Source organism: Pseudomonas sp. GW456-12-1-14-TSB6 (genome assembly GCF_059424205.1).
Genome location: NZ_JBWKZE010000026.1, coordinates 64,318 through 89,419 on the forward strand (window position 1 = coordinate 64,318; position 25,102 = coordinate 89,419).

The 25,102-nt window shown below is 61.0% G+C and carries 25 protein-coding genes and 1 tRNA gene; 18 read left to right on the plus strand and 8 right to left on the minus strand.

Features of this window, described 5'->3' with window-relative positions; translation table 11 throughout:
* The first annotated feature begins 104 nt into the window (after positions 1–104).
* The gene (locus AC07Y2_RS21900; protein WP_085611760.1) at positions 105–1,031 is read left to right on the plus strand and encodes a LysR family transcriptional regulator; all 927 of its coding nucleotides are present in this window, start codon (positions 105–107) and stop codon (positions 1,029–1,031) included.
* Positions 1,032–1,107: 76 nt separating this feature from the next.
* Here the strand turns inward: AC07Y2_RS21900 and AC07Y2_RS21905 are convergent, their stop codons facing one another.
* Positions 1,108–1,359: a DUF2790 domain-containing protein gene (locus AC07Y2_RS21905; RefSeq protein WP_074690881.1), complete on the minus strand. Its 252-nt coding sequence runs from the start codon at positions 1,357–1,359 to the stop codon at positions 1,108–1,110.
* A gap of 374 nt (positions 1,360–1,733) precedes the next feature.
* Positions 1,734–1,821, minus strand: a tRNA-Ser gene (locus AC07Y2_RS21910).
* 122 nt (positions 1,822–1,943) lie between these two features.
* Between AC07Y2_RS21910 and AC07Y2_RS21915 the strand changes: the two genes are divergently transcribed.
* Positions 1,944–2,615 (plus strand): Bax inhibitor-1/YccA family protein, encoded by a 672-nt coding sequence (locus tag AC07Y2_RS21915; RefSeq protein ID WP_007955123.1) that lies wholly within the window; start codon positions 1,944–1,946, stop codon positions 2,613–2,615.
* 72 nt (positions 2,616–2,687) lie between these two features.
* Here the strand turns inward: AC07Y2_RS21915 and AC07Y2_RS21920 are convergent, their stop codons facing one another.
* Positions 2,688–3,014 (minus strand): YceK/YidQ family lipoprotein, encoded by a 327-nt coding sequence (locus AC07Y2_RS21920; RefSeq protein WP_103386877.1) that lies wholly within the window; start codon positions 3,012–3,014, stop codon positions 2,688–2,690.
* 40 nt (positions 3,015–3,054) lie between these two features.
* Positions 3,055–3,492: an Lrp/AsnC family transcriptional regulator gene (locus tag AC07Y2_RS21925; protein WP_064381847.1), complete on the minus strand. Its 438-nt coding sequence runs from the start codon at positions 3,490–3,492 to the stop codon at positions 3,055–3,057.
* Positions 3,493–3,631: 139 nt separating this feature from the next.
* On the opposite strand from AC07Y2_RS21925, the gene AC07Y2_RS21930 reads away from it, so the two are divergent.
* Positions 3,632–4,525, plus strand: coding sequence for a DMT family transporter (locus tag AC07Y2_RS21930; protein ID WP_103386878.1), 894 nt, complete (start codon positions 3,632–3,634; stop codon positions 4,523–4,525).
* Between the two features lie 2 nt (positions 4,526–4,527).
* Here AC07Y2_RS21930 and AC07Y2_RS21935 read toward each other — a convergent pair whose 3' ends face one another.
* The 3 genes from AC07Y2_RS21935 to AC07Y2_RS21945 all read right to left on the minus strand — a co-directional run bounded on the left by AC07Y2_RS21935 (position 4,528) and on the right by AC07Y2_RS21945 (position 9,209).
* Positions 4,528–6,420: an acyltransferase family protein gene (locus AC07Y2_RS21935; RefSeq protein ID WP_103386879.1), complete on the minus strand. Its 1,893-nt coding sequence runs from the start codon at positions 6,418–6,420 to the stop codon at positions 4,528–4,530.
* Between the two features lie 76 nt (positions 6,421–6,496).
* On the minus strand, positions 6,497–7,537 hold the full coding sequence (locus AC07Y2_RS21940; protein ID WP_178082874.1) for an FUSC family protein: 1,041 nt from the start codon (positions 7,535–7,537) through the stop codon (positions 6,497–6,499).
* A gap of 46 nt (positions 7,538–7,583) precedes the next feature.
* Positions 7,584–9,209: an NADP-dependent glyceraldehyde-3-phosphate dehydrogenase gene (locus tag AC07Y2_RS21945; RefSeq protein ID WP_103386881.1), complete on the minus strand. Its 1,626-nt coding sequence runs from the start codon at positions 9,207–9,209 to the stop codon at positions 7,584–7,586.
* A gap of 353 nt (positions 9,210–9,562) precedes the next feature.
* Between AC07Y2_RS21945 and AC07Y2_RS21950 the strand changes: the two genes are divergently transcribed.
* The 13 genes from AC07Y2_RS21950 to AC07Y2_RS22010 all read left to right on the plus strand — a co-directional run bounded on the left by AC07Y2_RS21950 (position 9,563) and on the right by AC07Y2_RS22010 (position 22,972).
* Entirely contained in the window at positions 9,563–9,916 is a 354-nt protein-coding gene (locus AC07Y2_RS21950) for a c-type cytochrome (protein ID WP_102687644.1), read from the plus strand.
* 76 nt (positions 9,917–9,992) lie between these two features.
* Positions 9,993–11,321 (plus strand): D-arabinono-1,4-lactone oxidase, encoded by a 1,329-nt coding sequence (locus AC07Y2_RS21955; RefSeq protein WP_178082875.1) that lies wholly within the window; start codon positions 9,993–9,995, stop codon positions 11,319–11,321.
* 74 nt (positions 11,322–11,395) lie between these two features.
* Positions 11,396–12,604 (plus strand): DSD1 family PLP-dependent enzyme, encoded by a 1,209-nt coding sequence (locus tag AC07Y2_RS21960; RefSeq protein WP_178082876.1) that lies wholly within the window; start codon positions 11,396–11,398, stop codon positions 12,602–12,604.
* 289 nt (positions 12,605–12,893) lie between these two features.
* The gene (locus AC07Y2_RS21965) at positions 12,894–13,505 is read left to right on the plus strand and encodes a transposase (RefSeq protein WP_082934408.1); all 612 of its coding nucleotides are present in this window, start codon (positions 12,894–12,896) and stop codon (positions 13,503–13,505) included.
* Between the two features lie 71 nt (positions 13,506–13,576).
* Positions 13,577–15,172, plus strand: a complete 1,596-nt coding sequence (locus tag AC07Y2_RS21970; RefSeq protein ID WP_085611750.1) for a ShlB/FhaC/HecB family hemolysin secretion/activation protein — start codon at positions 13,577–13,579, stop codon at positions 15,170–15,172.
* A 14-nt stretch (positions 15,173–15,186) separates the two neighbouring features.
* Positions 15,187–16,986 carry a DUF2341 domain-containing protein gene (locus AC07Y2_RS21975; RefSeq protein WP_103386884.1) on the plus strand — a complete coding sequence of 600 codons (1,800 nt, stop codon included), beginning with the start codon at positions 15,187–15,189 and terminating at the stop codon, positions 16,984–16,986.
* An 11-nt stretch (positions 16,987–16,997) separates the two neighbouring features.
* On the plus strand, positions 16,998–17,423 hold the full coding sequence (locus tag AC07Y2_RS21980; RefSeq protein ID WP_007955109.1) for an ExbD/TolR family protein: 426 nt from the start codon (positions 16,998–17,000) through the stop codon (positions 17,421–17,423).
* 3 nt (positions 17,424–17,426) lie between these two features.
* Positions 17,427–18,131: an energy transducer TonB family protein gene (locus AC07Y2_RS21985; RefSeq protein WP_103386885.1), complete on the plus strand. Its 705-nt coding sequence runs from the start codon at positions 17,427–17,429 to the stop codon at positions 18,129–18,131.
* A 39-nt stretch (positions 18,132–18,170) separates the two neighbouring features.
* Entirely contained in the window at positions 18,171–19,868 is a 1,698-nt protein-coding gene (locus tag AC07Y2_RS21990) for a putative porin (RefSeq protein ID WP_103386886.1), read from the plus strand.
* Positions 19,869–19,884: 16 nt separating this feature from the next.
* Positions 19,885–20,514 (plus strand): DNA repair protein, encoded by a 630-nt coding sequence (locus tag AC07Y2_RS21995; protein ID WP_074690893.1) that lies wholly within the window; start codon positions 19,885–19,887, stop codon positions 20,512–20,514.
* Between the two features lie 29 nt (positions 20,515–20,543).
* Complete coding sequence (locus AC07Y2_RS22000; protein ID WP_039772356.1) at positions 20,544–21,011, plus strand: YbjN domain-containing protein; 468 nt, start codon at positions 20,544–20,546, stop codon at positions 21,009–21,011.
* Positions 21,008–21,955 carry a peptidylprolyl isomerase gene (locus AC07Y2_RS22005; protein ID WP_085667126.1) on the plus strand — a complete coding sequence of 316 codons (948 nt, stop codon included), beginning with the start codon at positions 21,008–21,010 and terminating at the stop codon, positions 21,953–21,955. The genes AC07Y2_RS22000 and AC07Y2_RS22005 overlap by 4 nt, the downstream gene beginning before the upstream one ends.
* Positions 21,956–21,994: 39 nt before the next feature.
* Positions 21,995–22,972: a LysR family transcriptional regulator gene (locus AC07Y2_RS22010; RefSeq protein ID WP_039772360.1), complete on the plus strand. Its 978-nt coding sequence runs from the start codon at positions 21,995–21,997 to the stop codon at positions 22,970–22,972.
* 147 nt (positions 22,973–23,119) lie between these two features.
* Here the strand turns inward: AC07Y2_RS22010 and AC07Y2_RS22015 are convergent, their stop codons facing one another.
* Complete coding sequence (locus AC07Y2_RS22015) at positions 23,120–23,491, minus strand: DUF6124 family protein (RefSeq protein WP_103386887.1); 372 nt, start codon at positions 23,489–23,491, stop codon at positions 23,120–23,122.
* Positions 23,492–23,901: 410 nt separating this feature from the next.
* Between AC07Y2_RS22015 and AC07Y2_RS22020 the strand changes: the two genes are divergently transcribed.
* Positions 23,902–24,411 (plus strand): GNAT family N-acetyltransferase, encoded by a 510-nt coding sequence (locus tag AC07Y2_RS22020; protein ID WP_103386888.1) that lies wholly within the window; start codon positions 23,902–23,904, stop codon positions 24,409–24,411.
* Between the two features lie 116 nt (positions 24,412–24,527).
* Complete coding sequence (locus tag AC07Y2_RS22025; protein ID WP_074690897.1) at positions 24,528–25,019, plus strand: hypothetical protein; 492 nt, start codon at positions 24,528–24,530, stop codon at positions 25,017–25,019.
* Positions 25,020–25,102: the final 83 nt, after the last annotated feature.

Sequence of the window (25,102 nt, forward strand, 5' to 3'; positions counted from 1 at the left end):
AATCATTGTTGTCCGCAGAGGTAATATCGGGCTGCGGGCCGACCGTGTAGCATCCTGAAAAAAGCGGTATCACGGGTGAGCGCCAGATCCACAGGAAGGTCGCGATGGATAAGCTTTCGAACATGTCGGTGTACATAAAGGTTGTCGAGATGGGCAGTTTCACGGCCGTGGCCAATCATCTGGACTCCACGGTCGGTAACGTATCGCGTGCTGTATCTGCGCTTGAAAACGTGCTCGACGCACGACTGTTGCAGCGCTCGACGCGGCGCCTGTCGGTCACCGATGCGGGGCGACGGTTCTATGAGCGCTGCACGAAAATTCTGGCTGATCTGGAGAGTGCCGAAGCCGAAGCCAGCAATGCGGCGCTGGAGCCTCGGGGAACACTGCGGGTGCATTGCGTCCCCGGACTGGCTCGGCATCTGGTCACGCGGGCCGTGCTGGATTACCGCCAGCAATTCCCGGAGGTGTCTGTGGATTTACTGCTTTCACAACGCATGCCTAACCTGCTGGAAGACCAACTGGATGTCTCGATTCTGATCGCCCGAGCGCTACCCGATTCCGCGTACGTCAGCCAAAAGATCGGTGTCAGCCATTGTGTTCTGGTGGCGTCGCCAGACTACCTGGCCCGGCATGCGCCTCTTGAGACGCCTGAAGATCTGCGTGATCACCAGTGTTTGCTGCTGGGTACGGTGGACTATGCGCGGGATGAGTGGCAGCTCAAAAGCAAGGCGGGGGACGCGACATTTATCCCGACAGGGCCGAGTTTCAGCGTCAACGATATGGATGCGATGGCGCTTGCCATTCGAGAGGGTGCCGGGATTGGCTTGCTGGCCGGTTTCACGGCCATCGACGATCTGCGCTCCGGCAAGCTGGTGCGGGTTTTGCCTGACTACCATACCTACGAGCGTAACGTGTATGCCGTCTATACCTCGCGACAGTTCGTCGATGCAAAAATCACGCGTTTCATCGAAACGTTGAAAGATCAGGTTGGCAGTCAGCTGGCAGCCACGGCCAAGGCACTTATCGGTTGAAACGCTGCGGGGCAGAAAGGTATTTGCGCCTCGATGAAGCAACTTCCCGAGGCGCAATGATCGGCGAACAGGTTACTTAGCCCTGGCTGCACCGGCCCATGACTTTATAGGCCAGTACGTGTTGTTTGCCTTGCGAATCCTGGTAGGTCATGTGTGTCGGTACGACTGCACAAATATCCGGCACCGGGTCTTCAGAGATGACCTTGGCGACATCAAGGTGGGTGCCGTAGCCATATTGCTCGACCTGTTGATTCTTGGCAGTACCGTCCTGTGCCGCTACCACAGAGCTGAAGCCCAAGAGTGCGACGATGATCATTGCAGTTTTCATGATGAGATTCCCTGAAGTAAATGTGATCTTGCTGGCAGGACGAACTTTAGGCTCGAGGGATTTGTGGAAACAGGAGCGAATCAGGGAAAGACTTTTCTACATTCCGAACACAATTGTCAGGTTTCGGACGTCAGAACGCTTGATTTCGGGACTGTCGGCTTTTGACTGAAAACCGCATGTTGAAGACAGCTGCCTCCCTCAGTTGCGAGGTGGAGGAACTAAATTTTTTTGGGGGCGCGCGCAGCCGTGTCGGAAGAGCAGGGGGGCGGAAATGACCGAAAAGATGCGCAAACCCTCCTGAGGGAGAGGAGTAAAATTTCCGGATGCCAGAAACGACAAAGCCCTGAATAATCAGGGCTTTGTCGTATCAAATATGGCGGAGGCGATGGGATTCGAACTCATGGACCTGTTACAGTCGACGGTTTTCAAGACCGTTGCCTTAAACCACTCGGCCACACCTCCGTTGCGTTGCGGGCGCCATAATACCTGAATGAAACACACTGTCAAACTCTGTGCATGGCTTGTTACAGAGCGTCTGTTATGATCTTTGCGACTGAACGTTTCAAACCAACAGGAGTGTCGCCATGCGCGAACAGGATTACGCAGTTCACAACAGCGTGCAGGCTGAGCAGCTAGAGGTTAGCCGCGTCCTGCGCAACACTTACGGTCTACTGGCGCTCACCCTCGCATTCAGCGGTGTGATGGCGTTCGTGGCCCAGCAGATGCGGGTCGGCTACCCGAATATTTTCGTGGTGCTGATCGGTTTCTACGGGCTGTTCTTCCTCACCAACAAGCTTCGTGATTCCGCCTGGGGCCTGGTGTCGGCGTTTGCCCTGACCGGTTTCATGGGGTTCCTGCTCGGCCCGATCCTCAACCGTTACCTGGGCATGCAGGGCGGCGCTGAAGTGGTCAGCTCCGCGTTCGCGATGACTGCGCTGGTGTTCGGTGGTCTGTCGGCCTACGTGCTGATCACCCGCAAGGACATGAGCTTCCTCGGTGGGTTCATCACCGCCGGTTTCTTCGTCCTGCTGGGCGCGACGCTGGCAAGCATGTTCTTCCAGATCAGCGGCCTGCAACTGGCGATCAGCGCAGGTTTCGTGCTGTTCTCGTCGGTTTGCATCCTGTTCCAGACCAGCGCCATCATCCACGGCGGCGAACGCAACTACATCATGGCGACCATCAGCCTGTATGTATCGATCTACAACCTGTTCGTCAGCCTGTTGCAGATCTTCGGCATCATGAGCCGCGACGACTGATCGCTGCACCGCTATAAACAGAAAACCCGCGAAAGCGGGTTTTTTGTTGCCTGCGAAAAAGAGAGCGGGCGATCAATTGATCACGATGCTGCCATCGGCCTGTTGCTTGTAAATCGTGTAGGGCAGCAGCAATGTATCGAGCACTCCCGACACGGCCGCATCGACCAGCAAACCCGGCGTCGCGTTCTTGTAGTTGAACGCATCAACGTCATCCGGCTTTTCGGCGTGCAGCATGCAGAAATCGTACGTCACGCCGCTGTAGATGCGCGGTACAGCGCCGCAGTAGGATTTTTTAGTCTTCAACTGGTCGGTGGAAGACTTATCGCTGAACGCCACGGTCTGCACCGTCCCGCACCCGGTCAGCATCAACATCGCCAGCATCAATGCCTGAATTTTCATACCGCCAATCCTTCGCCGGAAAAAACACAATCTACGCCGCTCACGCCATCGGCGGCAACCGACGTTTCACCGGGGTCTTCTTGACGATCGCGGTATTGGTTTCCGCCAGCGTGTTCAGCCGGTCAAGCAGGGTGTCCAGCTGCTCCATCGAGCGCACATGCAGGCGCGCGATAAAACAGTCTTCTCCGGTGACCTTGTCACACTCGGTGAACTCGGGAATCGACAGGATCTGCCGCTCGACCTCCTGCAACTGCCCCGGCAATGGCCGCACCCGGACAATCGCCTGCAACTGATAACCGAAGCATTTCGGGTCAATCTCTACGGTGTAACCCTTAAGCACACCGCGCTCCTCCAGACGCCGCAGGCGTTCGGCCACGCTGGGCGAGGACAACCCGCTGATCTGCGCCAGCGCCTTGAGCGAGCGCCGCGAATCCTCCATCAAGGCCCCGATCAGGATCTGGTCGATATCGTCGGTCATACAAAAAACTCCCGCATTAGGCGAATGACGCAAACCACCCTTGATAAAAAAGGCAGAAATCGAGTTTAGCCTGCTTTTTGCGCTGGAGAAGCCCCGGTCGCGCTTGGCATACTTTTGCCACACATTAAGGAGATTGATGATGGACAAAACAATCCGTCGCGGCTCATTCGAAATGACCGCCGCCATGCTGATATCCGGGACAATCGGCTGGTTCGTGCTGGTGTCGGGGCAACCGGTGCTGGACGTGGTGTTCTGGCGCTGCGTATTCGGTGCCGGGACCTTGCTGCTGATCTGCGCCGCATTCGGCTTTCTGCGCCCAGGCATCCTGACCCGCACCACTTTCCTGCTGGCGGTGCTCAGCGGAATGGCAATCGTCGGCAACTGGGTGCTGTTGTTCGCCTCGTATTCACGGGCCTCGATTGCCATCGGCACGGCGGTGTACAACGTGCAGCCGTTCATGCTGGTGGGTTTGGCGGCATTGTTTCTGGGTGAGAAGATCACCCTGCAGAAGCTGTTCTGGCTGGCGATTTCTTTCATGGGGATGCTGGCCATTGTCAGTGCCCATGGGGGGCAGGGCGAGGGTGGCAATGATTACCTGATGGGGATCGCGCTGGCACTGGGGGCGGCGTTTCTGTACGCCATCGCCGCGTTGATCATCAAGCGCCTGACCGGCACGCCGCCGCACCTGATTGCGTTGATCCAGGTCTGCACCGGTGTGTTGCTGCTTGCGCCGTTTGCGCATTTTTCAGCGATGCCCGAGGCCCCGAGTGCCTGGGCCAGTCTGGTGACGCTGGGCATTGTCCACACCGGTCTGATGTATGTGCTGCTTTACGGCGCGATTCAGAAACTGCCGACCGCATTGACCGGCGCGCTGTCGTTCATCTACCCGATCGCGGCGATTTTCGTTGATTGGTTTGCCTTCGGCCATCAACTGCAAACCCTGCAATGGATCGGTGTGGCGGCAATCCTGCTGGCAGCAGCCGGCATGCAACAGGGTTGGGGATTGAAGTCACGTCGTCTGCTCGCTCAGTGAATTCAGATCTCCTTGACCGCGGCTTTGAACAGTCCTCTTAGTTGTTGATTGCCGGCATCGACCAGATGGTTATCGTCGAAATACAACGGCACACCTTGCTTTGACCCCATGCAGTTACCGTCCGGACAAAGCAGCGGGGTCGGGTCCAGCACCTGTGCATTGCACCGTTTCGCCACAGTTTCAATGGCATCGTTGGCGATTCGGTTGCGTTGCTCGTAATCCTGCAACGGGATGGAAATATCGGCTGTATCACCAAAGATGCGTTGATGCAGATTCAGGCCTTTATAGACGCTGAACGGCATCTCCGGGATTGGTTTGACGATGTAAACCGGATGGTTTTCGGCGATGGCGCACACGGTGTTCGCGTATTCAGCGACGTAGGCCTCGCTGAAAGACATTGGCTGCTGATCGGGAAAGCGAATCCGATAGCTGTTGTTACGACTCGGGTCGGCATACAGCGCCGCTCTGCTGAACAGCACCACTGGAATTCCCGTGTATGAATTCTTCAATATTTGCAGTTTTTCGTGATTGAACGCCTGACATTGACGCTCGAGTGTTTTGTCGTGCATCTGGAAGTTCTGCAATGTCGGACAACCGCCCAGGGACCACGACAAAGCTGCTTGCGGATTATCCATCTGCACAGCGGCGGCGGTCGATTGCGCATGACTGTCGCCAAACAGAATGACTGACACCTCGCCGTTACCCAGTTTGCAATCAGCGGCGCCGTACGCATTCGGATTACATTCCTGGGTATAGAGTTTGCTGGTGTACTCGGGCTGCCCGAGGTCGACAAAGGCAAAGCGAAGTGTGGGGTGTTCCTTGACCAGCGACGCCGTCGCGGCGGACACGACAACCATTGCGATCACCCACGATGCAAACCTGAAGAGCGTACCGCGTACCGACGTCATCGGCTTGACCCTGGATTCCACCAGGTAATACGACCCGGCACCCAGAACAAATGACAGCGCTACTGCGCCCCAGACATGTGGCCAGCTATCGAGCAGGCCGCAAGTGTAGAGAAGAACCACCAGCGGCCAGTGCCACAGGTAAACCGAATAGGAAATGGTGCCGGTCAATTGCAGTGGCTTGAACGTGCTGAAAACCGATCGGGTATTACCGTAGATCACCAGTACCGTGCCCACTACCGGTAACAGCGCCAGGTAACCCGGCCACAGATCCTGTTCCGAAAAACACAACACACTACCCAAGATGGCCAGCAGCCCCACGCCTTCAGCAATAGATCCGTGGCGCTTGCTCAGGTGCAAAGGAAAGAGATACACCAGTCCGCCGGCAATCAATTCCCAGGCTCGGGTCGGCAGCATGTAGAAGGCAAACACCGGATCCGAGCGTGTGATGACAGTCGAGGCGGCAAAAGACGCAGCAGCCAGTATCAACAAGCTGCAGCGGGTCTTTTGTGCGCCCAGGCACTTGTAAAGCGCCATCAGCAGCAAGGGATACAGCATGTAGAACTGCCATTCGACTGACAGCGACCAGGTGTGCAACAACCAGTTCTCGTGCAGCGGCGCGTCGAAGTAACTGCCACCCTTGGCGAACAAGAAGTTGGAACTGAACAGCAGGCTGCTTTTGATCGTTCTGATGACGTCGCGAAAGTCATCCAGCGGCAGAAAGACGAAACCGAACAGCAGCAGGGCAATACACACCACCAACAACGCCGGGATAATGCGCCGGGCTCTCGAGGCATAAAACCCCAGTATCGAAAAACGCTGCTGTTCCAGCCCCGTGAAGATGATACCGGTCATCAGGAAGCCGGAAATGACGAAGAACACGTCTACGCCCGCAAATCCGCCGCCGAATCCCTGAATAGCGAAGTGATAGAGCACCACCGATAGCACGGCAAGCGCCCGCAGGGCATTGATATTCGTCCTGAATTGCATTGAGGCATCCGTCCACGTCCATTGTGGAGGCGCATTGTAGAGAGGATGTCGAGTTTGTTACATCGAAAAATCGGGATCAGATGTTCCAGCGCGGCGCAGTCTTCGCCAGACGCTGGCGCATTTCGCCGATGTTGGCTGCCAGTTGCCGGGTCAGCAGACGGTAGCCATCCAACGGGCTGTAGACCGGCGTGTCGAGGCTGGCGTCCGGCAACTCCACCGGACGCCCCAGCCTCTGGGCCGCACCGGTTTTCAACGCCCGGGCCATGCCGATCAATTGCACGCGAATGTGCCGGTGTTCGGCCTTGAGCGCCGCTTGCAGGTGCGTCATGGCGTCGGGGTCGTTGGCGTCCGGGCGGATGTTGCCGAGGATTTCCAGAGTGCTGATGCACATGCGCAGGTTGCGCTGGATCGCGTCCAGTTCGGTCATCGACACTTTGACTTCCTTGGATACCGACGGCATCAGCGAACGCAGTTGCACCATCACCGCATTCAGTCGGTTCATCAACTTCAAGTGTTCGTCGGCGGTCACCGGTTGGCCGCCGATGATCCGTCCGTACACCGTGGCGCAATCGCGCAGCGCATCGGCCAGGTTGTAGCGCCACGAGTACACCGCGTACAGCGGCAGGGCGAAGGAAAAGGCCAGGGCCAGGGCGATGCCGATCAGGATATCGACCCCGCGCCACAGCCCGTCAGTGATCGGGTTGTCGCCATGCCCGGCGACGATGAATACGGTGATGGCCGAGAGCAGGGCGGTGTAGCCGCCCTTGCCGATGGCGTGATACGAGAAGAATCCGCACACCACTGCCATCGCAAAATAGGTCAGCCACGGCATTCCCAGCCACGCCTGTTGCGCCACTATCAACAAACCGACGCCAGCACCGATCAAGGTCCCGATGGCGCGTTCGGCGGCTTTCTTGCCGATGTTGCCGTGGTGCTGCAAGCCGCCGATCACCACCAGCATGGTCACCGACGCCCATTCGCCGTGGGGCAGGTTGATGCCGGTGGTCAGCAGGATCGTCGCCAGCAATCCCAGCGCGACCCGCACCGCGTGAATCGTTCGTGCATGGCGATAACGTCGATACGGGTCGAGCAACGGCCGCAGGATCCGCCGCAACAGCGGCGGCCAGCGGTGGGGGCTGAAAGTGCTCAGCGCTGATTCCTCCTCAGAAGATGTAGTCGGTGGCGATGAAGTTCGAATCGCGCCCGCGAATGATTTCGCTGATCAGATCCTTGTTGGGTTCCTGGAACTTGGTCGCCACCAGCGTACGGATCGAAAACACCCGCAGCGCATCGTGTACCGACAGCGTGCCCTCGGCGGAGTTCTTGCGCCCGTTGAACGGGTAAGTGTCCGGGCCGCGCTGGCACTGGGCGTTGAGGTTGATCCGCCCGACCTGGTTGGCGAAGGTATCGACCAGGCGGCCGACGGCGACCGGATTGGTGCCGAAGATGCTCAATTGCTGGCCGAAGTCCGACTCCAGCACATAGTCGATCACGGTATCGAGGTGACGGTACGGCACAATCGGCACGACCGGGCCGAACTGCTCTTCCTGATACACGCGCATCTGCGGCGTCACCGGGTACAGCACCGCCGGATAGAAGAACGATTCCCGCGACTCGCCTCCATTCGGGTTGACCACCTGGGCGCCTTTGCTCTGCGCGTCAGCCACCAGCCCATGCAGATAATCGACCTTGCCCGACTCCGGCAGCGGCGTCAGCGAAACCCCGCTGTCCCACGGCATGCCTGGTTTGAGGCTGGCCAGTTTGGCGTTGAATTTCTCGATGAAGCTGTCGACCACATCTTCATGCACAAACAGGATTTTCAGCGCGGTGCAGCGCTGGCCGTTGAACGACAGCGAACCGGTGACCGCTTCGCTGACCGCGTTGTCCAGATCCACCTCGGGCAGGACGATACCGGGGTTCTTCGCATCCAGCCCCAGCGCGGCACGCAAGCGGTGTGGTTTCGGGTGCAGTTTTTTCAGGTCGCTGGCGGCCTTGTTGGTGCCGATGAAGGCGAAGATGTCGATCTTGCCGCTGGCCATCAGCGCACTGACGGTCTCGCGGCCGCTGCCGTAGATCACGTTGATCACGCCGGTCGGGAAACTGTCGCGGAAAGCTTCAAGCAAAGGACGGATCAGCAGCACGCCGAGCTTGGCTGGCTTGAACACCACGGTGTTGCCCATGATCAGCGCCGGTATCAGCGTGGTGAACGTCTCGTTCAGCGGATAGTTGTAAGGGCCCATGCACAGCGCCACGCCGAGCGGGACGCGGCGGATCTGGCCGAGGGTATCCTGCTCCAGCTCAAAACGGCTTGACCGGCGGTCGAGTTCTTTCAGCGCATTGATGGTGTCGACGATGTAGTCGCAGGTGCGGTCGAACTCTTTTTCCGAGTCCTTGAGGTTCTTGCCGATTTCCCACATCAGCAGTTTCACCACGGCGTCGCGCTGTTGGCGCATGCGCCCGAGGAAAGCTTCGACGTGCTGGATGCGTTCGGCCACGCGCATGGTCGGCCACAGGCCCTGGCCCCGGTCGTAGGCGCGCACGGCGGCGTCGAGGGCGGTGAGGGCGGTGTCGGCGTCCAGCAGCGGCGTGCTGCCGAGGATCACTTGTTCATCGCCGTTGTCGCCATGCAGATAGACCGGGCTGCGCACGGTGGCGAGCGGGCCGTCCCAGCGGCGCAACTGGCCATCGACCAGGTATTCGCGTTGCTCGACCTGACCGTCGAGGCGGTATTTTTCCGGGATGTCGCTGACAGAAGGGAACAGGTTGCCAAGGATGTTTGCTGTGGTCATGTCGCTACCCCGTGTTGATGTCCGCATGCAGATCAAAAAGTCTCAACAGGTTATACGCCTGAATGCGCGGAAATTTAAACCCGCAAATGTCACGCGAATGTCACGCGAAACCGCACAGCAGAGCGGGCATCCACACATGATCGTTCCCACGCTCTGCGTGGAAATGCCTCAAGGGGCGCTCCGCGTTCCAAGCGGACGCAGAGCGTCCAGGGCTGCATTCCCACGCGGAGCCTGGGAACGATCGTCTTCAGGTAATGGGCTGGCCCCGTTTGCCCCCCTCAATGTCCCGCAATGCCCTCAACCCGCCGACCCGCCTGCCTTAAGGTGTGACCACAACAATAAGCGAGGCCGTTATGCGGGCAATCCGACTCACATTATTACTGGCGTTGGCCATGACGCTGCCTGGCTGCGGCGAAGACCCCAAACCCCCGGCCAGCACCAACAACACCATTCCCAAAGACCCGGCGCTGGCGCAGATCTACGCCAACAGCTGCCAGCTCTGCCACGCCAACCCCGCCGCGAATGCGCCGCTGACCGGTGACCGCAAGGCCTGGGAACCGCGCATCCAGCAGGGTGCCGACACGCTGCTCGACCACGCCATCAACGGCTACAACGGCATGCCGCCGATGGGCCAGTGCGTCGAGTGCTCGGAAGAACAATTCCTTCAGTTGATCGGCTTCATGGCCGATCAGCCGCTCCCTCAATAAGGATCCCGGCATGCCGATAGATCTGACACGCCGGCAGTTGTTGCAACGGGCAAGCATCGTCGGGGCGTTCAGCGCGCTGGCTTCCAATCCGGCGCTGGGCCAGTTGATGCGCGCGCCGCGGCTGATTCCCTGGCGCAACTGGTCGGGCGGGCAGAGTTGCCTGCCGGCGGCGCGGGTGGCGCCGAAGAATCTGGATGAACTGACCGCAGTGATTCAACAGGCGCCGGGCAAGATTCGCCCGGTCGGTTCGGCGCATTCGTTCAGCGCGCTGGTGCCCACCGACGGCACGTTGCTGTCGCTGAGCTACTTCTACGGCCTGCTCGACCACGACCCGAAAACCCTGCAAGCCGAATTCGCCGCCGGCACCCCGATGTCACGCATGGGCACGCCGCTCAAGGATGTCGGCCAGGCGCTGCAAAACATGGCCGACATCGATTACCAGACACTCGCCGGGGCGATTTCCACCTCCACCCACGGCACCGGCAAAACCTTCCAGTCCTACTCGGCCCACGTCTGCGGGATGCAGCTGGTGACCGCCAACGGCGAGGTGCTGGATTGCGACAGCCAGCGCCATCCCGAAGTATTCAATGCCGCCCGGGTGTCCCTCGGCGCACTGGGCGTGGCGACCAGAATCCGCCTGCAAAACCGCCCGGCCTATCGCCTGCGGGAAACCCAGTGGATCGCCAAGACCGAAGAGCTGCTGGAAGACCTGGACAAGAACACAAGCGAAAACCAGCACTGGGAAATGCTCGTCGTCACCCATTCCGATTACGCCTTGTCGATCGCCCTCAACGAAACCACTGACCCGCCCACGCCGCCGATCCCGCCCGAAGAGGAGGGCGGCAACGAGTTCGTGACGTTGATCGAGAAGATCGACAAGTACGGCAGCGATTTCCCGAACCTGCGCAGTTCGCTGCTCAACAGCCTGCGGCATCTGGCGAGTTTCGATGACCGGGTCGGCGACTCGTTCGACATCTACGCCAACGTGCGCACTGTGCGCTTCAACGAGATGGAATATTCGGTGCCCGCCGAGCACGGCCCGGCCTGCCTGCGCGAGATTCTCAAGCTGATCCGCGACAAGGACCTGCGCACCTGGTTTCCCATCGAGTACCGCTACGTCAAGGCCGACGACATTCCGTTGAGCATGTTCGAAGGCCGCGACAGCTGTTCGATCTCGGTCCACCAGCACTACCAGATGGACCATCACAACTTCTTTGCCGCCGTCGAGCCGATCTTCTGGAAATACAACGGCCGCCCGCACTGGGGCAAGTTGCACACGCTGAATGCCCGCACGTTGCAAACGCTCTATCCGCGTTGGCAGGAATTTATTCAGGTACGCCAGGCGCTGGACCCGAGCGGCAAGTTTCTCAACGGGCATCTGTCGTCGATTCTGGGGGTGAGCTGATGGCGGTCAATCGACGTAATTTCGTGCTCGGGACTTTGGGTGTCGGTGCCCTGCTTGTGGGCGTGGGGGCGTGGCTGCGGCCGGGGGATCGCGGCGGGCCTTACAGCGACTATTTCCGAGCGCTGAACAACGAACTCAAGACCAAAGGCCCGATGCGCCCGGTGTTGCTGATCGATCTGGATCGCCTCGATCACAACATCGACGTGGTGATGCGCTCGGTCAAACGCGCGGGCAAGCAGTTGCGGCTGGTGGAGAAATCCCTGCCATCACCGGGTCTGCTCAGCTACATCGGCCAAAGGGCAGGGACGCAGCAGCTGATGTCGTTCCATCAGCCGTTTCTCAATCACGATGCAGTGACGTTCCCGCAGTCCGACATTCTGCTCGGCAAGCCGCTGCCGGTGCGTTCCGCCGAGCTGTTCTATCAAACCCACAAGGGCCCGTTCGACCCGACGAAGCAACTGCAATGGCTGATCGACAACCCCGAACGTCTGCAGCAATACCTCGCACTGGCTCAGGGGGTGGGCACGCGGATGCGGATCAATATCGAGCTGGACGTCGGCCTGCACCGGGGCGGCGTCAGTGACGTGAACGTGCTCGGGCAGATGCTCGCGCTGATCGCCGCCAACCCGCAGCATCTGGAGTTCGCCGGGTTCATGGGCTACGACCCGTTCGTGGGTATGGGCGTGCCGGGGATTCTCGGTTCGCCCGAGGAACTGTTCGCCAAGGTGATGGTGATTTATCAGCGCTGCGTCGACTTCACCCGGCAGCAATATCCGGCGCTGTGGCATGACGGCTTGTGCCTGAACACTGCTGGCAGCCCGAGTTATCGCATGCATGAAAACGAAAGCCTGAGCAGTGAGGTGTCGGTTGGGACAGCGATGCTCAAGCCGACGCATTACGATCTGCCGTCGCTGGTTGAACATGAGCCCGCCACGTACATCTCCACCCCGGTGCTGAAAAGCACGGGGGCAGTGAACATTCCGGCGCTGGATGACAAGTCGAAACTGTTTTCGTGGTGGGACACCAACCAGCGGCAGACCTTTTTCATCTACGGCGGCAACTGGATGGCCGAGTTCGAATCACCGCCCGGATTGCAGAGCAATGGCGTTTATGGGCGTAGCTCGAATCAGGAGATGGTCAATGGTTCGAATGCCGTTGGCCTGACGGTGGAGGATCAAGTCTTTCTGCGGCCGACCCAGACCGAGGCGGTGTTATTGCAATTCGGCGACTTGCTGGCGGTGCGTGGCGGTAAGATCGTCGACATCTGGCCGGTCTACACCTGACTCAAAACCACCACAAATCCCCCCTGCGGGAGCGAGCTTGCTCCGGACGGCGTTCCGACGAAGGCGTCCTTTCAGTCAGCATCTATTTGACTGGCACACCGCATTCGCGAGCAAGCCCGCTCCCACAGGGTTTTGTGTTGTCTGCCAAATCCCGATCAATTTCTGTAATGAAGCTTTTATGACAAAAGTTCGGTAGCACATCGCCAGTCCGGTCATGCCTATGTAACGCGCTTGAGGGGCCCTTTTGGGCGCTTTTTACAAGTCGAGGCGGGACGCCGGGAGTGAGGCAATGGGGACTATGGAACGCTACTCGAAAGTGGGCATGCAGGAACTCGATCAACGCCTGTCGAAGATCGTCGAGGCCGCGCGCAAGAAGCCGGTTTCGGTGTATCGCTACGGCGCGCCGTGGGTCTGGATCGTGTCGCAGGATGACTGGCAGGGCGCCTTGAAAGAGGTCTCCAGCTACATTCCGCCGGGGCATTCGCTGGTGCTGCTGCGCCCGCAGATCGACGACCTGCTCGACGCTCACCGCGACCTCCTGCACGACCTCAATGCCCAGCCCGGCATGCTGATCGCCCCGCAGACGGTCATGCACATCCTGCTCCTGCAACTGCTGTATTCGGTGCCCAGCGAGCAGCAGCTCTATGAACAGCTCAATTACAACCTGCTGTTCCGCTGGTTCGTCGGCCTGGGCCTGAACCAGAAAGTCTGGAGCTTCAACGTCCTCAGTCGCGACATCGCCACGCTGCTCAACGAGCCGCGTGCGGTGCAGCTCATCCAGAAAATCATCGGTGAAGTGTTCTGCGGCGCGCTGCTGCAAATGCCCGAGTTCTCGCTGAACTTCGCGCTGCTGCACACCTGGCTGGGCAAGCACGCCGCGGTCCCGCACGTCAGCAATTAACAACGCCAGTCATTGACGCACACGCAAGGCGCAAAAGCGCCAACAGGTCATCGCGAATTTCAGGGGGTAGTGTGGAGCAGATTTTCACGTCACGGCTGGCGCTGTGGGGCTGGCTGCTGGTGACGGCCGGCGCGCAGCCGGCGTTCGCCGAAGAGGCCGAGAACGCAGCGGCGCAGCGTCTGGTGGACGTCAACGAATACTTCGTGCGCGGCAACACCGTGCTCGATGCGCGGGCGATCGAAGAAGCGGTGTACCCGTTCCTCGGCCCGCAAAAAGCCTTGAGCGACATCGAAGGCGCGCGGGATGCCCTGCAAAAGGCCTATCAGGAGCGCGGTTATCAATCGGTGTTCGTCGAACTGCCCGAGCAGGCGGTGGCCGACGGCATCGTCTACCTGCAAGTCAGCGAAACCAAGGTCGGCCGGGTGCGGGTGGTTGGCGCCAAACACTATTCGCCGCTGGACATTCGCGACAACGTCCCTGCGCTGAAGGAAGGCGAGGTGCCGGACTTCGCCAAGGTCCAGGGCGAACTGGCGCAACTCAACAAGACCCCGGGCCGCCAGGTGATGCCGCTGGTGCGTGAAGGCCAGCGCCCCGGCACCATGGACGTGGACTTGCAGGTCGAAGACCAGAACCCGTGGACCGCCAGCGTCGGGCTGAACAACGACTACAGCGCCGACACCGAAAAGCTGCGGACCGTCACCAGCCTCGGCTACAACAACCTTTGGCAGTTGGGACACAGCGTCAACCTGACGTTCTTCACCGCGCCGCAGGAGACTGACAACGCCAAGGTCTGGTCCGGCTCGTACACCGCGCCATTGACCGAGCGCTGGAGCGTGCAGTTCTCCGGTTACCAGTCCGACAGCAACGTCGCCACCATCGGCGGCAGCAACGTGCTCGGCAAGGGCCATTCCTACGGCGTAGCGGCGATCTACACGATCCCGTCCAGCGGCAACTGGTCGAACTCGCTGTCGGCCGGCATCGACTTCAAGGACTTCGACGAACGCCTGACCCTGTCCGGCGAGAGCGACAAGGTGCCGCTCAAATACGCACCGTTCACCTTCGCCTACAACGGCTATCGCTACAGCGAAAAGAGCCAGCTCGGCCTTGGCTTGAGCCTGGTCGCGGCCACCCGCAGCATCTTCGGCTACGGCAGCTCCGACGAAGACTTCGACTACAAACGCTACCGCGCCAACCCGAGTTTCGCCGTGCTCAAGGGCGATACCAACTTTACCTGGACCTTCGACAGCGACTGGCAGAGCGCGAGTAAAGCCGCGTTCCAATTGGCTTCGGGGCCGCTGGTTTCCAACGAACAATTCTCCGCCGGTGGCGCCACTTCGGTACGCGGTTATCTGGCCGCCGAACGCACCGCCGATGACGGTTTCCTGCTCAGCGAAGAGCTGCGCACGCCGTCGCTGGCCAAGTACGTCGGCGGCTGGATGCAGGACTGGCGCTTCTACGCCTTCGCCGAGGGCGCGCAACTCTACCTGCGCGACGAACTGCCGGATCAGGACGCCAATTACGCCCTGGCCAGTGTCGGCCTCGGCACCCGCGCCAGCCTGAGCAAATGGCTGTCCGGCAGCCTCGACTGGGGCTACCCGCTACTCGAAGGGCCGAACACCTCGAAACAGGAATCGCGCCTGCACTTCAACCTTCAGGCCACTTTCTAACAAGGAGCACCTCCATGCAGCGCCTTTTCCTTTCGTTGTTGATCTGCCTGGGCTTCGTGCTCCCGGCCACGGCTCAGGCCTGGTGGCAAGACGACTGGCATTACCGCAAACAGATCGCCGTCGACACCACGCCGCAAGGTGCCGCGATCAATCAGGCCCTCGGCCGCACCGCGCTGTTGGTGCGCCTGCACACCGGCAATTTCACCTTCGACGGCGTGAAGGAGGACGGTTCGGACCTGCGTTTTGTCGCCGCCGATGACAAGACCGTGCTCAACCACCAGATCGAAAGTTTCGACGCGCTGATGGGCATGGCGCTGATCTGGGTCGATGTGCCGAATGTCGAGGGCGGTCAGCGTCAGGACATCTGGATGTATTACGGCAATCAGAAAGCCCCGGCGACCGGCAACGGCCAACTGACGTTCGATCCGAATTACACCGCGCTCTATCACTTCGACGGCGCCACCGGCACTCCGGCGAAAGACACCACTGCTTACGGCAACACCGCGCAGAGCGCGACCGGCGCAAGCATTGACGGCGTAGTAGGGCGGGCCTTGCAGTTCAGCGGCCAGCCGTTGCTGTTGCCGGCCAGTCCGTCGTTGCAGCACAACGCCGGCAGCGCGTTTACCTTCAGTGCCTGGCTGCGACTGGATCAGGCCAACGGCGAGCAACTGATCCTGGCCCGCCGCGAAGGCGCCAACAGCCTGCTGGTGGGTGTGAATCAGGGCGTGCCGTTTGTGGAAATCGACGGCCAGCGCGCCGTGGCCACGCAGCCGCTGAATCCGGGCCAATGGCAGCACGTCGCACTGACCGCCGAAGGCGCGAAAGTGACGCTCTACATCAACGGTCGCGAAGGCGCGGCACTGGCTCAGGCGATGCCGGCGTTCAACTCGGTCATGGCCATTGGTGCTGATCTTTCCCCGAGCGCGTTCCAGCCATTCGTGGGCGCCATCGATGAACTGCGCCTGTCGAAAGTCGCCCGCCCGGCGCCGCTGCTGCTGGCCGACGCCACTTCTCAGGGCGCCGAGTCGAAGCTGGTCGCCTATGGCGTCGATGAAGAACAGTCCGGCTTCGGTTTCGGCAGCCTCGGCTTCCTGCTCAACGCGGTGCCTGTGGACGCCTGGGTGATCATCGCGGTGCTGGTACTGATGATGTTCCAGTCGTGGATCATCATGCTGCGCAAGAACCGCACTCTCAGCCGCGTCACCGCCGCCAACGAAGACTTCCGCGTGCAATTCGCCAAGGTCGGCACGCGTCTGGAAATGTTCGCCGACGACACCCAACTCGCCCAGCGTTTGCAGCACTCGCCGCTGTGGCGCCTGTATCAAGTGGCGGTGAAGGAAATCCGCACCCGCCGTGAGCAGGGCGCCGATACCTCGTCGGTTTCCGCCGCAACCATCGAAGCCATCCGCTGCTCGATGGACGGCGTGCGCACCCGTGAAAACCAGCAACTGAGCTCGAAACTCTCGACCCTGTCCAACGCCATCGCCGGCGGCCCGTACATCGGCCTGCTCGGCACCGTGCTGGGGATCATGGTGGTGTTCCTCGGCACGGCCATGGCCGGCGACGTCAACATCAACGCTATCGCGCCGGGCATGGCGGCCGCGTTGCTGGCCACGGCCATGGGCCTGTTCGTCGCGATTCCGGCGCTGTTTGGCTACAACCGCCTGACCACCCGCAACAAGGAAGTCAGCGCTGACATGCGCGTGTTCGTCGACGAGTTCATCACCCGTCTGGCGGAGATGCACGGCGAAGGCCAGTCCAGTGAAGCGGCGCATCAGCGCGGTCATCACGCCAACCACTCCGTACCGGCCTGAGGAGCACAGACATGGCGTCCGTAAATGCCTCCCACGACGATGACGAAGATGCCGCAGTGGACAGCATCAACATCACGCCACTGGTGGACGTGCTGATGGTGGTGCTGGTGATGTTCATCCTCACCGCCACCGCGCAGGTCTCCGGGATCCAGATCAACCTGCCCAAGGCCAGCGCCGCGGTGTCGCTGTCCGAGGCCAAGACCAAGGCGATTTCGGTCAACGACGGCGGCCAGGTGTTCCTCGACGCCTACCCGGTGACGTTGCCGGAGCTGGAAGAACGCCTGCGCATCGAGAAGGCGCAGAACCCGGACTTCCCGGTGATCGTGCGCGGCGACGCCACGGTGCAATACCAGAAGGTCATCGAAGTACTGGACCTGCTGCGCCGGCTCGAACTGTCCCAGGTCGGTCTCGTTACCGGCAAACCGACGCAGGGCTGAGTGATGACTGCACAACTGCCAATCGAGCCTTTGCCGGTGAAGAAGTCGCCACTGCGTTACGTGAAGTGGGGCGCCGGGCTGCTGCTGGGTGCCGTCGCGGCATTCCTGTTGTGGCAGTGGGCCAACGACATGAGCGGCATCCGCCGGGAAGCGCCGAAGGTGCCGACAATCATTCCGTTGCCGCCACCGCCACCACCGCCGCCGGAAAAACCGCCGGAGCCGGAAACCCCGGTGGAAGAAAAAATCGTCGAGCCCGAGCCAACGCCCGAACCGCAAGAGGTCAAGCCCGAGGAAGAGGCACCGCCATCGCCGGCGGACGACCTGGCCAACCCGATGCAAATGGACGGCGACGCCCAGAGCGGCAGCGACGCCTTCAACATCGGCGCGGGCAAGGGCGGCGGCATGGCCGGTTCCGGCGGTGGGCGACTGGGCAACGGCACCTACAGCCAGTTCCTGGCGTTCACCTTCCAGAAGCTGCTGCGCGAGAACCCCGACCTGCGCAACCTGGCGTTTTCGCTGCAGGCCGATGTGTGGCTGAGCAGCGTCGGCGAGATCACCCGGGTCGAGCTCATCAAGTCCAGCGGCAACCCCGAGATTGACAGTCAGGTGCTGGCCGCCTTGCGTAACGCGCCCCACCTGAGCGAACGGCCACCGGCCTCCATCACCTTGCCTGTGCGCATGTCCCTGCAAGGGCGGCGTCCGGGTTAACCGAATTCATAAAGCTGTATGAAAAGGAGTTGTGTGCAGATGATTTCCAACGTGAATCGATTGTCCCTGGCGGTCGGCATGGTCATCGCGACCCTGGTCGGTCAGGCCGCGGCAGCGCCTGCGCCCTCGGAGAACGCCACGATCAATCTGATCCGCTTGCTGGTCGAGCAGGGCATTCTGAAACAGGACAAGGCCGACGCGCTGATCGCCCAGGCCCAGAACGAAGCGGCCCAGGCCAAGCAGGCTGCGGCGTCCACCGCTGTGGCCGCCGGGCCGGTCGCCGCACCGGGCGATGTGCGGGTGCAATACGTGCCGGCCGCAGTGCGCGACCAGATCCGCGATCAGGTCAAGGCTGAGGTCATGGCCACCGCCAAACAGGAAAACTGGGCTGCGCCCAATACGTTCCCGGACTGGGCGTCGCGCATCAGCTTCGACGGCGACATCCGTCTGCGTGACGAATCGCGCTACTACTCGGGCAGCAACAGCAACGAAATCGTCGACTTCGCCAAGCTCAACAACAACGGCCCGTACGACGTGAACCCCAACAGCAGCACCGCGCTGCCACCGTTGCTCAACACTCGCGAAGACCGCGAAAACCTGTTCCGCCTGCGCGCCCGGCTGGGCATGAAAGCAGTAATCTCGCCGGAATGGACCGCCGGCATCCGTATCGGCACCGGCTCGGACAACAATCCGGTGTCGACCACCCAGAACCTCGGCGGTGGCTTCTCGAAAAAGGACATCTGGCTCGATCAGGGTTACCTGACCTGGAAGCCGTCGGATGAACTGACCCTGACCGGTGGCCGCTTCGCCAATCCGTTCATGTCCACCGACATGCTGTATTCCAACGACCTGAACTTCGACGGCGTGGCGGCGATTTTCGACCACAAGCTCAGCCGCGACTGGGGCGTATTCGGCACCGTCGGCGCGTTCCCGGTGGACTACACCAACGACACCACCACCAGCAACGGCTTCGACAAGGAAGAAAGCGACAACAAATGGCTGTACGGCGCGCAGATCGGCGCCAAATGGGCGATCAACAGCAACAACCGCCTGAAAGGCGCGCTGGCCTACTACCGCTTCGACGACATCGAAGGCCAGCGCTCCAGTCCTTGCGAACCCTGGGCCGGCGCACCGGGCTGCGACAGCGACGGCACCCGCGCGGCGTTCATGCAGAAGGGCAACAGCGTGTTCCTGCTGCGCGACATCACGCCTAACCCGCTCAACCCGACCACCACGCCGCAACCGCAGTTCGTTGGTCTCGCTTCCGAGTTCAACCTGCTGGACCTCAACGTGGTGTGGGACACCGACCTGGCGGAAGACTTCAAACTGCGCAGCCAGGGCAACTACATCCACAACCTTGGTTACGACGAAGGCGACATGCGCAAGCGTTCGGCCGGGCAACTGGTCAACAACCTCGACAGCAACGGCAACATCGAAAGCGGCGCCAATGCGTGGATGGTCCAGTTCACCCTCGGCAACGCACTGGAGCTGAAGAAGCAGGGCGACTGGAACCTGTTCGCCGGCTACAAGTACATCCAGCCGGATGCCTTGCCGGACGGCTTCAACGATTCGTCGTTCCACCTCGGCGGCACCAACGCCAAGGGCTACTTCCTGGGCGGCAATTACGGTCTGGCGAAGAACGTCTACGCCACCGGCCGCTGGCTGAGTTCGGAGGCGGTGTATGGCGCGCCGTTCGACATCGACGTCATGCAGCTTGAGATCAACACGCGCTTCTAAGCGCCGGGAGAGGGATATGAAAATCCGCTTTTTATGGCTTGGGCTCGGGATGTTGATCGCCACCGGGGCGAGCGCCGAAGGCATGGAAGAACGCCTGCGCACCCAGTTGCGCAGCACCACCCAGCAGTTGCAAGCCCTGCAAAGCCAACAGGCCCAGGCCAGCGCCGCGCAACTGGCGGCGCAGAACGAAGCCAAGGCTGCGCAGGCACAAATCAAGCAATTGACCGCCGAACTGGCCAAGGCCAAAGGCCTCGCCGAGCAGCTGGCCGGGCAGCAGCAAGCCCTGCACAGCCAGGCCCAGGCGCAAGTCGCGGCCAGCAACGAGCAGACCGGCAAGTTCAAGAAAGCCTATGACGAGTTGTTGGTCATGGCCCGTGCCAAAGAGGCAGAACGGTCTAAGCTTCAAGCGCAATTGACTGAACGTGACACACAAGTGCAGCAATGTTCGGTCAAGAATCAGCAGATGTACGGCGTGGCCAAGCAGATTCTCACCGCCTACGAAAACATCGATGTGGCCGAGGTGATGAAGATCCGCCAGCCCTTCGCCGGCAGTGCCCGGGTCAAGTTCGATGAACTGGCTCAGGGCTTTGGCGATGAACTGTACAAGACTCAATTCGATGCGCCGCAAGCCGCGATTGCGCACTGATTAAAAGACTCATGGACAAGGAAGAAGTAATGACTCAATTGATCTCCCACGTATCCCCGCAATCCCTGACCGACGTGCTGCAAGCTGCCGGTTACCGCGTCAACCAGACCGAACAGAACGGCATCGTCCAGTTGCTCAGCGCCAGCCAGGGCATCGGTTACGCCGTGCGTTTCGGCAACCCGGCGGTGGCGGAGCAGGGCAGCTACGTCGACTTCACGTTCAGCTGCGCCTTGCGCGTGCAGGGTGAGTTGCCGGCCGGTGTGGCTGAGCAGTGGAACGCGACTCGCCGGTTTGCCCGGTTGTCGTTGCAGGGCGAGTTTCTGGTGATGGAGATGGACGTGGTGGTGGCTGCTGGCGTCAGCGGCGATTACCTGCGCGGCAACCTGGAATTGTGGGATCGCCTGTTGCAGGAGTTCATCGTGTACCTGCGTGATTTCACCCAGAACGCTGCTGCCGCCCAGGCGCCAAAAGTTGAGCAAGAGGAAGTCGCGCTGTGACAAAACCTGCCATGGTAATCAGCGCCGCTGCGGTGGCGCTGTTGGTGGTCGCCGTGGCGCTGGTGGTGCGGCCGGGTAATGACCCGGTCGCCGCCCAGCAACCGGCGCCGGTCATTACGGCGAACAGTGGGCCTGCGGTGGCGCGTTTGGGCAATCAGCAGGTCTCGCCGGAGGAATTGCAGGCGCTGCTGGCGGCCGTCCCGCCGCAGACTCGTGAGCAACTGCGTGGCAATCGTGAGGCGCTGGAGCGCTGGATTCGTTCGCGCCTGGCCGAGAAAGCCGTGCTCGAACAGGCCGACGCCCAAGGCTGGGCGCAGCGTCCGGACGTGGTTCGGCAAACCCGCGCCGCCACCGAACAGATCGTGTTCCGCGACTATTTGCAGTCGGTGAGCCAAGTGCCGGCGGATTACCCGAGCGCTGCTGAATTGCAGCAGGCATATGACGCGGGCAAGGCCAACTGGCAGACGCCGGCGCTGTATCGGGTCAGCCAGATTTTCCTCGGGGTGAATGAGCCGCAGAATCTTGAGGCCGTACGCAAGCAGGCGGCGGAGTTGAGCAAGAAAGCCCAGGCAACTTCGGCGGACTTTGCAGCGCTGGCCAAGGAGTTTTCCCAGGATCGCCTCACCGCTGAACGTGGTGGAGATACCGGCCTGCAACCCTTGCAGCAACTGGTGCCGGAAGTGCGCGGTGCGGTGGCGCGACTCAAGGTTGGCGCGGTCTCCGATCCCGTGCAAAGCAGTGCCGGCTTCCACGTGATCAAACTCACCGAACAACAACCGGCCCGCATCGCGACCCTCGATGAACTGCGCGACCAACTGACCCAGGCCTTGCGGGCTCAGCGTCAGGAGCAGATTGCCCAGGCTTATCTGGACGGCATGCTCAACACCGCGACACTGAGCATTGACGGGGCCGAGCTCAATAAGGTGCTGGAGACCAAACCCTAAGCGCGGCACACCAAAACAAAGATCGACAGGGAGTCATCGATGTCATTCACCGAACCCGCAGCACGACAGAGCAGCGCCGATTTCCGCTGGCCCCGGGACAAGGACGAACCCTGGCTGGCGCAGGCCGCGACCCTCGACGGCGACGTCGCCCAATACTTTCTGGTCAGCGCCCGTTGCGGCTGCTTCATGCAGGCCGCCCGCAGCCTCAACGTGCGCTCGACCCTGCTGCGCAAGCAACTGGCGCAACTCGAACAGCAACTGCAATGCGCACTGTTCAGCTTTCAGGGCAGCGCCCTCAGCCTGACCCGCGAAGGCCTGCAATTGCAGGCGCAACTGATCGCTTTGGCCCACGAACGCAAGCTGCCGGTGATTGAGCAGCCCTTGATCAGGCTGGCCGTCGCCGAATCGATCCTGCATGACATCCTCGGCCGCGACCTCATCGCACTGCTGCGCCGCAACGCCAGCGTGCGCCTCGAAATCATCGCCCTCGACAGCGAACTGGCCCTGCGCGCCGTCAGCGCCGACATCGTGCTGTGGCTCGCCCACGGCGACACCCCGCATCCTGGCCCGACCTTCACCATCAGCGAACCGCAACGCCTCGCGCAACTGGAATATCAGCCGCACATTGCCAAGCGTTACTCCCGCGTGACTGCCCGCCCGGAGAGCCCGGACGACCTCGCCGATTTCATGCTGGTGCAATGGCAGCACGACCGGCAGATCGACAGCTTTCGGCCGTGGAATGAACTGGTTGAACAGCGTCTGGCGGGCGTGGTGCAGATGCAGTCTTACGAGCTGATGCTGGAGATGATCCGGTGCAGTGCGTGCATCGGGTTGCTGCCGATGTACATGAGCCGGTTTGATCGCGGGTTGGTGGCGTTGCCGGGGTTGTTTGAAGAGGCGATGCGGTTGCAGGCGTGGTTGGCGATTAATTCCGCATCGCAGGATGTGGCTGAAGTACAGACGTTGGTTGAGTTGATTCAGCGGACGTTCAATGAGCGGCAGGAGTGGTTTGAGTAGGCGGACTTAGATCGTTCCCACGTCGAGGCGTCGAACCGTCCGCGTGGGAATGCCTCAAGGGACGCTCCGCGTTCCAGCTCCGGAAGGGACGCGGAGCGTCCCGGGCTGCATTCCCACGCAGAGCGTGGGAACGATCAGGCGATCAGGTTACAGCGGCGCCTCGGCCTTCAACTCCAGATTATCCAGCGCCCGATTTACCGCCAGTTCACCCAGCATGATCAGTTGCGCAATGCCCAGCAGCACGTGTCGATGCGAACCGTCCACCAGCCCGGCGAAGTCGGTGGCCATGGTTTTGGCCGAGGTCAGGGTTTCGCAGGCGTCGGCCAGCAGTTCTTCGCTGTCGATGCCGGGGGCGATGAGGTAGCGGGTGTTGGGTTTGAGCAGCGGTTTTCTGGGGAGCAGGGGATTGAAGTAGTGATCGAGCGCGCGTTCGGCGGCTTCGTGGAAGGTCTTTGAATCGAGGGATTCGTAGGGCGAGGTGGTATCGGATTCGGGTGGGTTTGGCGTTGGTTTGATCATGGTAGTACTCCCTGATTGATGGAGCTGCCACGGTTCGCTGCGAAACGAATGGAGGTGGCAGCTGTACGCGGGTTCGCAGACCGGGAATCAAGGAACCCGGCATACCCGAAGGTATCCCGCGCACAACCGCCATTACGCGACCAGCAAAGAATGCTGAACGGAAACGACGCTCTGGGCGCCTTGATTGATCCGGGCTGCGAAACCCGATCGCTGATTCATCAGCGACCCGGAAACGATAGAGCCCGCCCTCAAGGCGCACAAGCCGGCGGATTCTGGCGGATGCGTAGGTAATGGCGCAAGCCGTTGTGGCTTGCCGGACGTTTCGGTCAACGGCTTTAAACAGTCGTGGCGAATCCGTGAAGAAGCGGTTTACAGTGACCGGCCACGCACTGATCCAGGAGGGATCTTTCATGCCTGAGCACAACCCCGCCATTCACCTTGAGCGCTACAACGAATCCCACGTCGAGGGCATCACCGCGCTCTATAACGACCCGGCCGTGACCCGGCAGGTGTTGCAGATGCCGTTTCAGACCACCGAGGTCTGGCGCAAACGCCTGGCGCCGGACAACGAGCGGGTGGTGCAACTGGTGGCGCTGCATCAGGGGGTGGTGATCGGCAATCTGGGGCTGGAGCAGTATTCACGAATTCGCCGCAGCCATGCGGGCAGTGTCGGCATGGCCGTTGCGGTGGCGTGGCAGGGCAAGGGCGTGGGTTCGAAGCTGTTGGCAACGGCGCTGGACATCGCCGACAACTGGATGAACCTGCACCGGGTCGAGCTTTCGGTGTACGCCGGCAACGAGGCGGCCATCGGCCTCTATCGCAAGTTCGGCTTCGAAAATGAGGGCCTGTTCCGCGATTACGCCGTGCGTGATGGGCAATGGGTCGACACCTTGAGCATGGCGCGTCTGCGCAAACGCTGACCTTCTGTCCGTCAATGGTCGATGGGGCGACCGTGCAGGCAAATGACTTGCACGGCCGTCATCGGCATCTGCCATGCTCGGAGTCCGCAGCACTGCTTCCTCAAAGGAACACCGCAATGGACGACGTACAGCAACTGGGCGAAATGCTTCGCCACTATGCCGACAGCGAAGCGCACAAGAAGCAACTGTTCGAGACGCAATCGGCGACCTGGGCCACCCGGATCACCGAGTTGTTCGGGCGGATCCAGCAATGGCTGGAACCGGTGCAGGCGCCGGGGTTGCTGGAGGTGAGCCGCGAGGCTTATGTGGCGTTCGGGCCGAGCACACCGGTTGAGACCTCAACCTTCAAGACTGAAAAACTGAGCATCGTGATTGCCGGCAAACCGGTGGAGTTCGTGCCGGATGTGATGGGCAGTGGCGGGCAGATTTCGCTGGCGGTGATGGGGTTGACGGCGGCGCGGTATGGGAGTGTTTCGTTGGTGGGACTGCCGGGCGGGGAGTGGCAGTGGCGCAAGACCAATGGGTTGAAGGATCCGGATACCTTTGCCTTCGACGCGAATTTCCTCGCGCAGCAATTGCAAAGCCTCATCCCCCGCGACCGAGGTTGACACACTTGATCGTTCCCACGCTCTGCGTGGGAATGCAGCCCGGGACGCTCCGCGTCCCTTCCGGAGCTGGAACGCGGAGCGTC

Coding starts and splice junctions, on each gene's coding strand:
- AC07Y2_RS22010 (WP_039772360.1), top strand. CDS start 21,995: ATGTCATTCACCGAACCCGCAGCACGACAGAGCAGCGCCGATTTCCGC.
- AC07Y2_RS21990 (WP_103386886.1), top strand. CDS start 18,171: ATGATTTCCAACGTGAATCGATTGTCCCTGGCGGTCGGCATGGTCATC.
- AC07Y2_RS21905 (WP_074690881.1), bottom strand. CDS start 1,359: ATGAAAACTGCAATGATCATCGTCGCACTCTTGGGCTTCAGCTCTGTG.
- AC07Y2_RS21980 (WP_007955109.1), top strand. CDS start 16,998: ATGGCGTCCGTAAATGCCTCCCACGACGATGACGAAGATGCCGCAGTG.
- AC07Y2_RS21900 (WP_085611760.1), top strand. CDS start 105: ATGGATAAGCTTTCGAACATGTCGGTGTACATAAAGGTTGTCGAGATG.
- AC07Y2_RS21975 (WP_103386884.1), top strand. CDS start 15,187: ATGCAGCGCCTTTTCCTTTCGTTGTTGATCTGCCTGGGCTTCGTGCTC.
- AC07Y2_RS22000 (WP_039772356.1), top strand. CDS start 20,544: ATGACTCAATTGATCTCCCACGTATCCCCGCAATCCCTGACCGACGTG.
- AC07Y2_RS21915 (WP_007955123.1), top strand. CDS start 1,944: ATGCGCGAACAGGATTACGCAGTTCACAACAGCGTGCAGGCTGAGCAG.
- AC07Y2_RS22025 (WP_074690897.1), top strand. CDS start 24,528: ATGGACGACGTACAGCAACTGGGCGAAATGCTTCGCCACTATGCCGAC.
- AC07Y2_RS21945 (WP_103386881.1), bottom strand. CDS start 9,209: ATGACCACAGCAAACATCCTTGGCAACCTGTTCCCTTCTGTCAGCGAC.
- AC07Y2_RS21920 (WP_103386877.1), bottom strand. CDS start 3,014: ATGAAAATTCAGGCATTGATGCTGGCGATGTTGATGCTGACCGGGTGC.
- AC07Y2_RS21950 (WP_102687644.1), top strand. CDS start 9,563: ATGCGGGCAATCCGACTCACATTATTACTGGCGTTGGCCATGACGCTG.
- AC07Y2_RS21985 (WP_103386885.1), top strand. CDS start 17,427: ATGACTGCACAACTGCCAATCGAGCCTTTGCCGGTGAAGAAGTCGCCA.
- AC07Y2_RS21965 (WP_082934408.1), top strand. CDS start 12,894: ATGGGGACTATGGAACGCTACTCGAAAGTGGGCATGCAGGAACTCGAT.
- AC07Y2_RS22015 (WP_103386887.1), bottom strand. CDS start 23,491: ATGATCAAACCAACGCCAAACCCACCCGAATCCGATACCACCTCGCCC.
- AC07Y2_RS22020 (WP_103386888.1), top strand. CDS start 23,902: ATGCCTGAGCACAACCCCGCCATTCACCTTGAGCGCTACAACGAATCC.
- AC07Y2_RS21995 (WP_074690893.1), top strand. CDS start 19,885: ATGAAAATCCGCTTTTTATGGCTTGGGCTCGGGATGTTGATCGCCACC.
- AC07Y2_RS21935 (WP_103386879.1), bottom strand. CDS start 6,420: ATGCAATTCAGGACGAATATCAATGCCCTGCGGGCGCTTGCCGTGCTA.
- AC07Y2_RS21930 (WP_103386878.1), top strand. CDS start 3,632: ATGGACAAAACAATCCGTCGCGGCTCATTCGAAATGACCGCCGCCATG.
- AC07Y2_RS21925 (WP_064381847.1), bottom strand. CDS start 3,492: ATGACCGACGATATCGACCAGATCCTGATCGGGGCCTTGATGGAGGAT.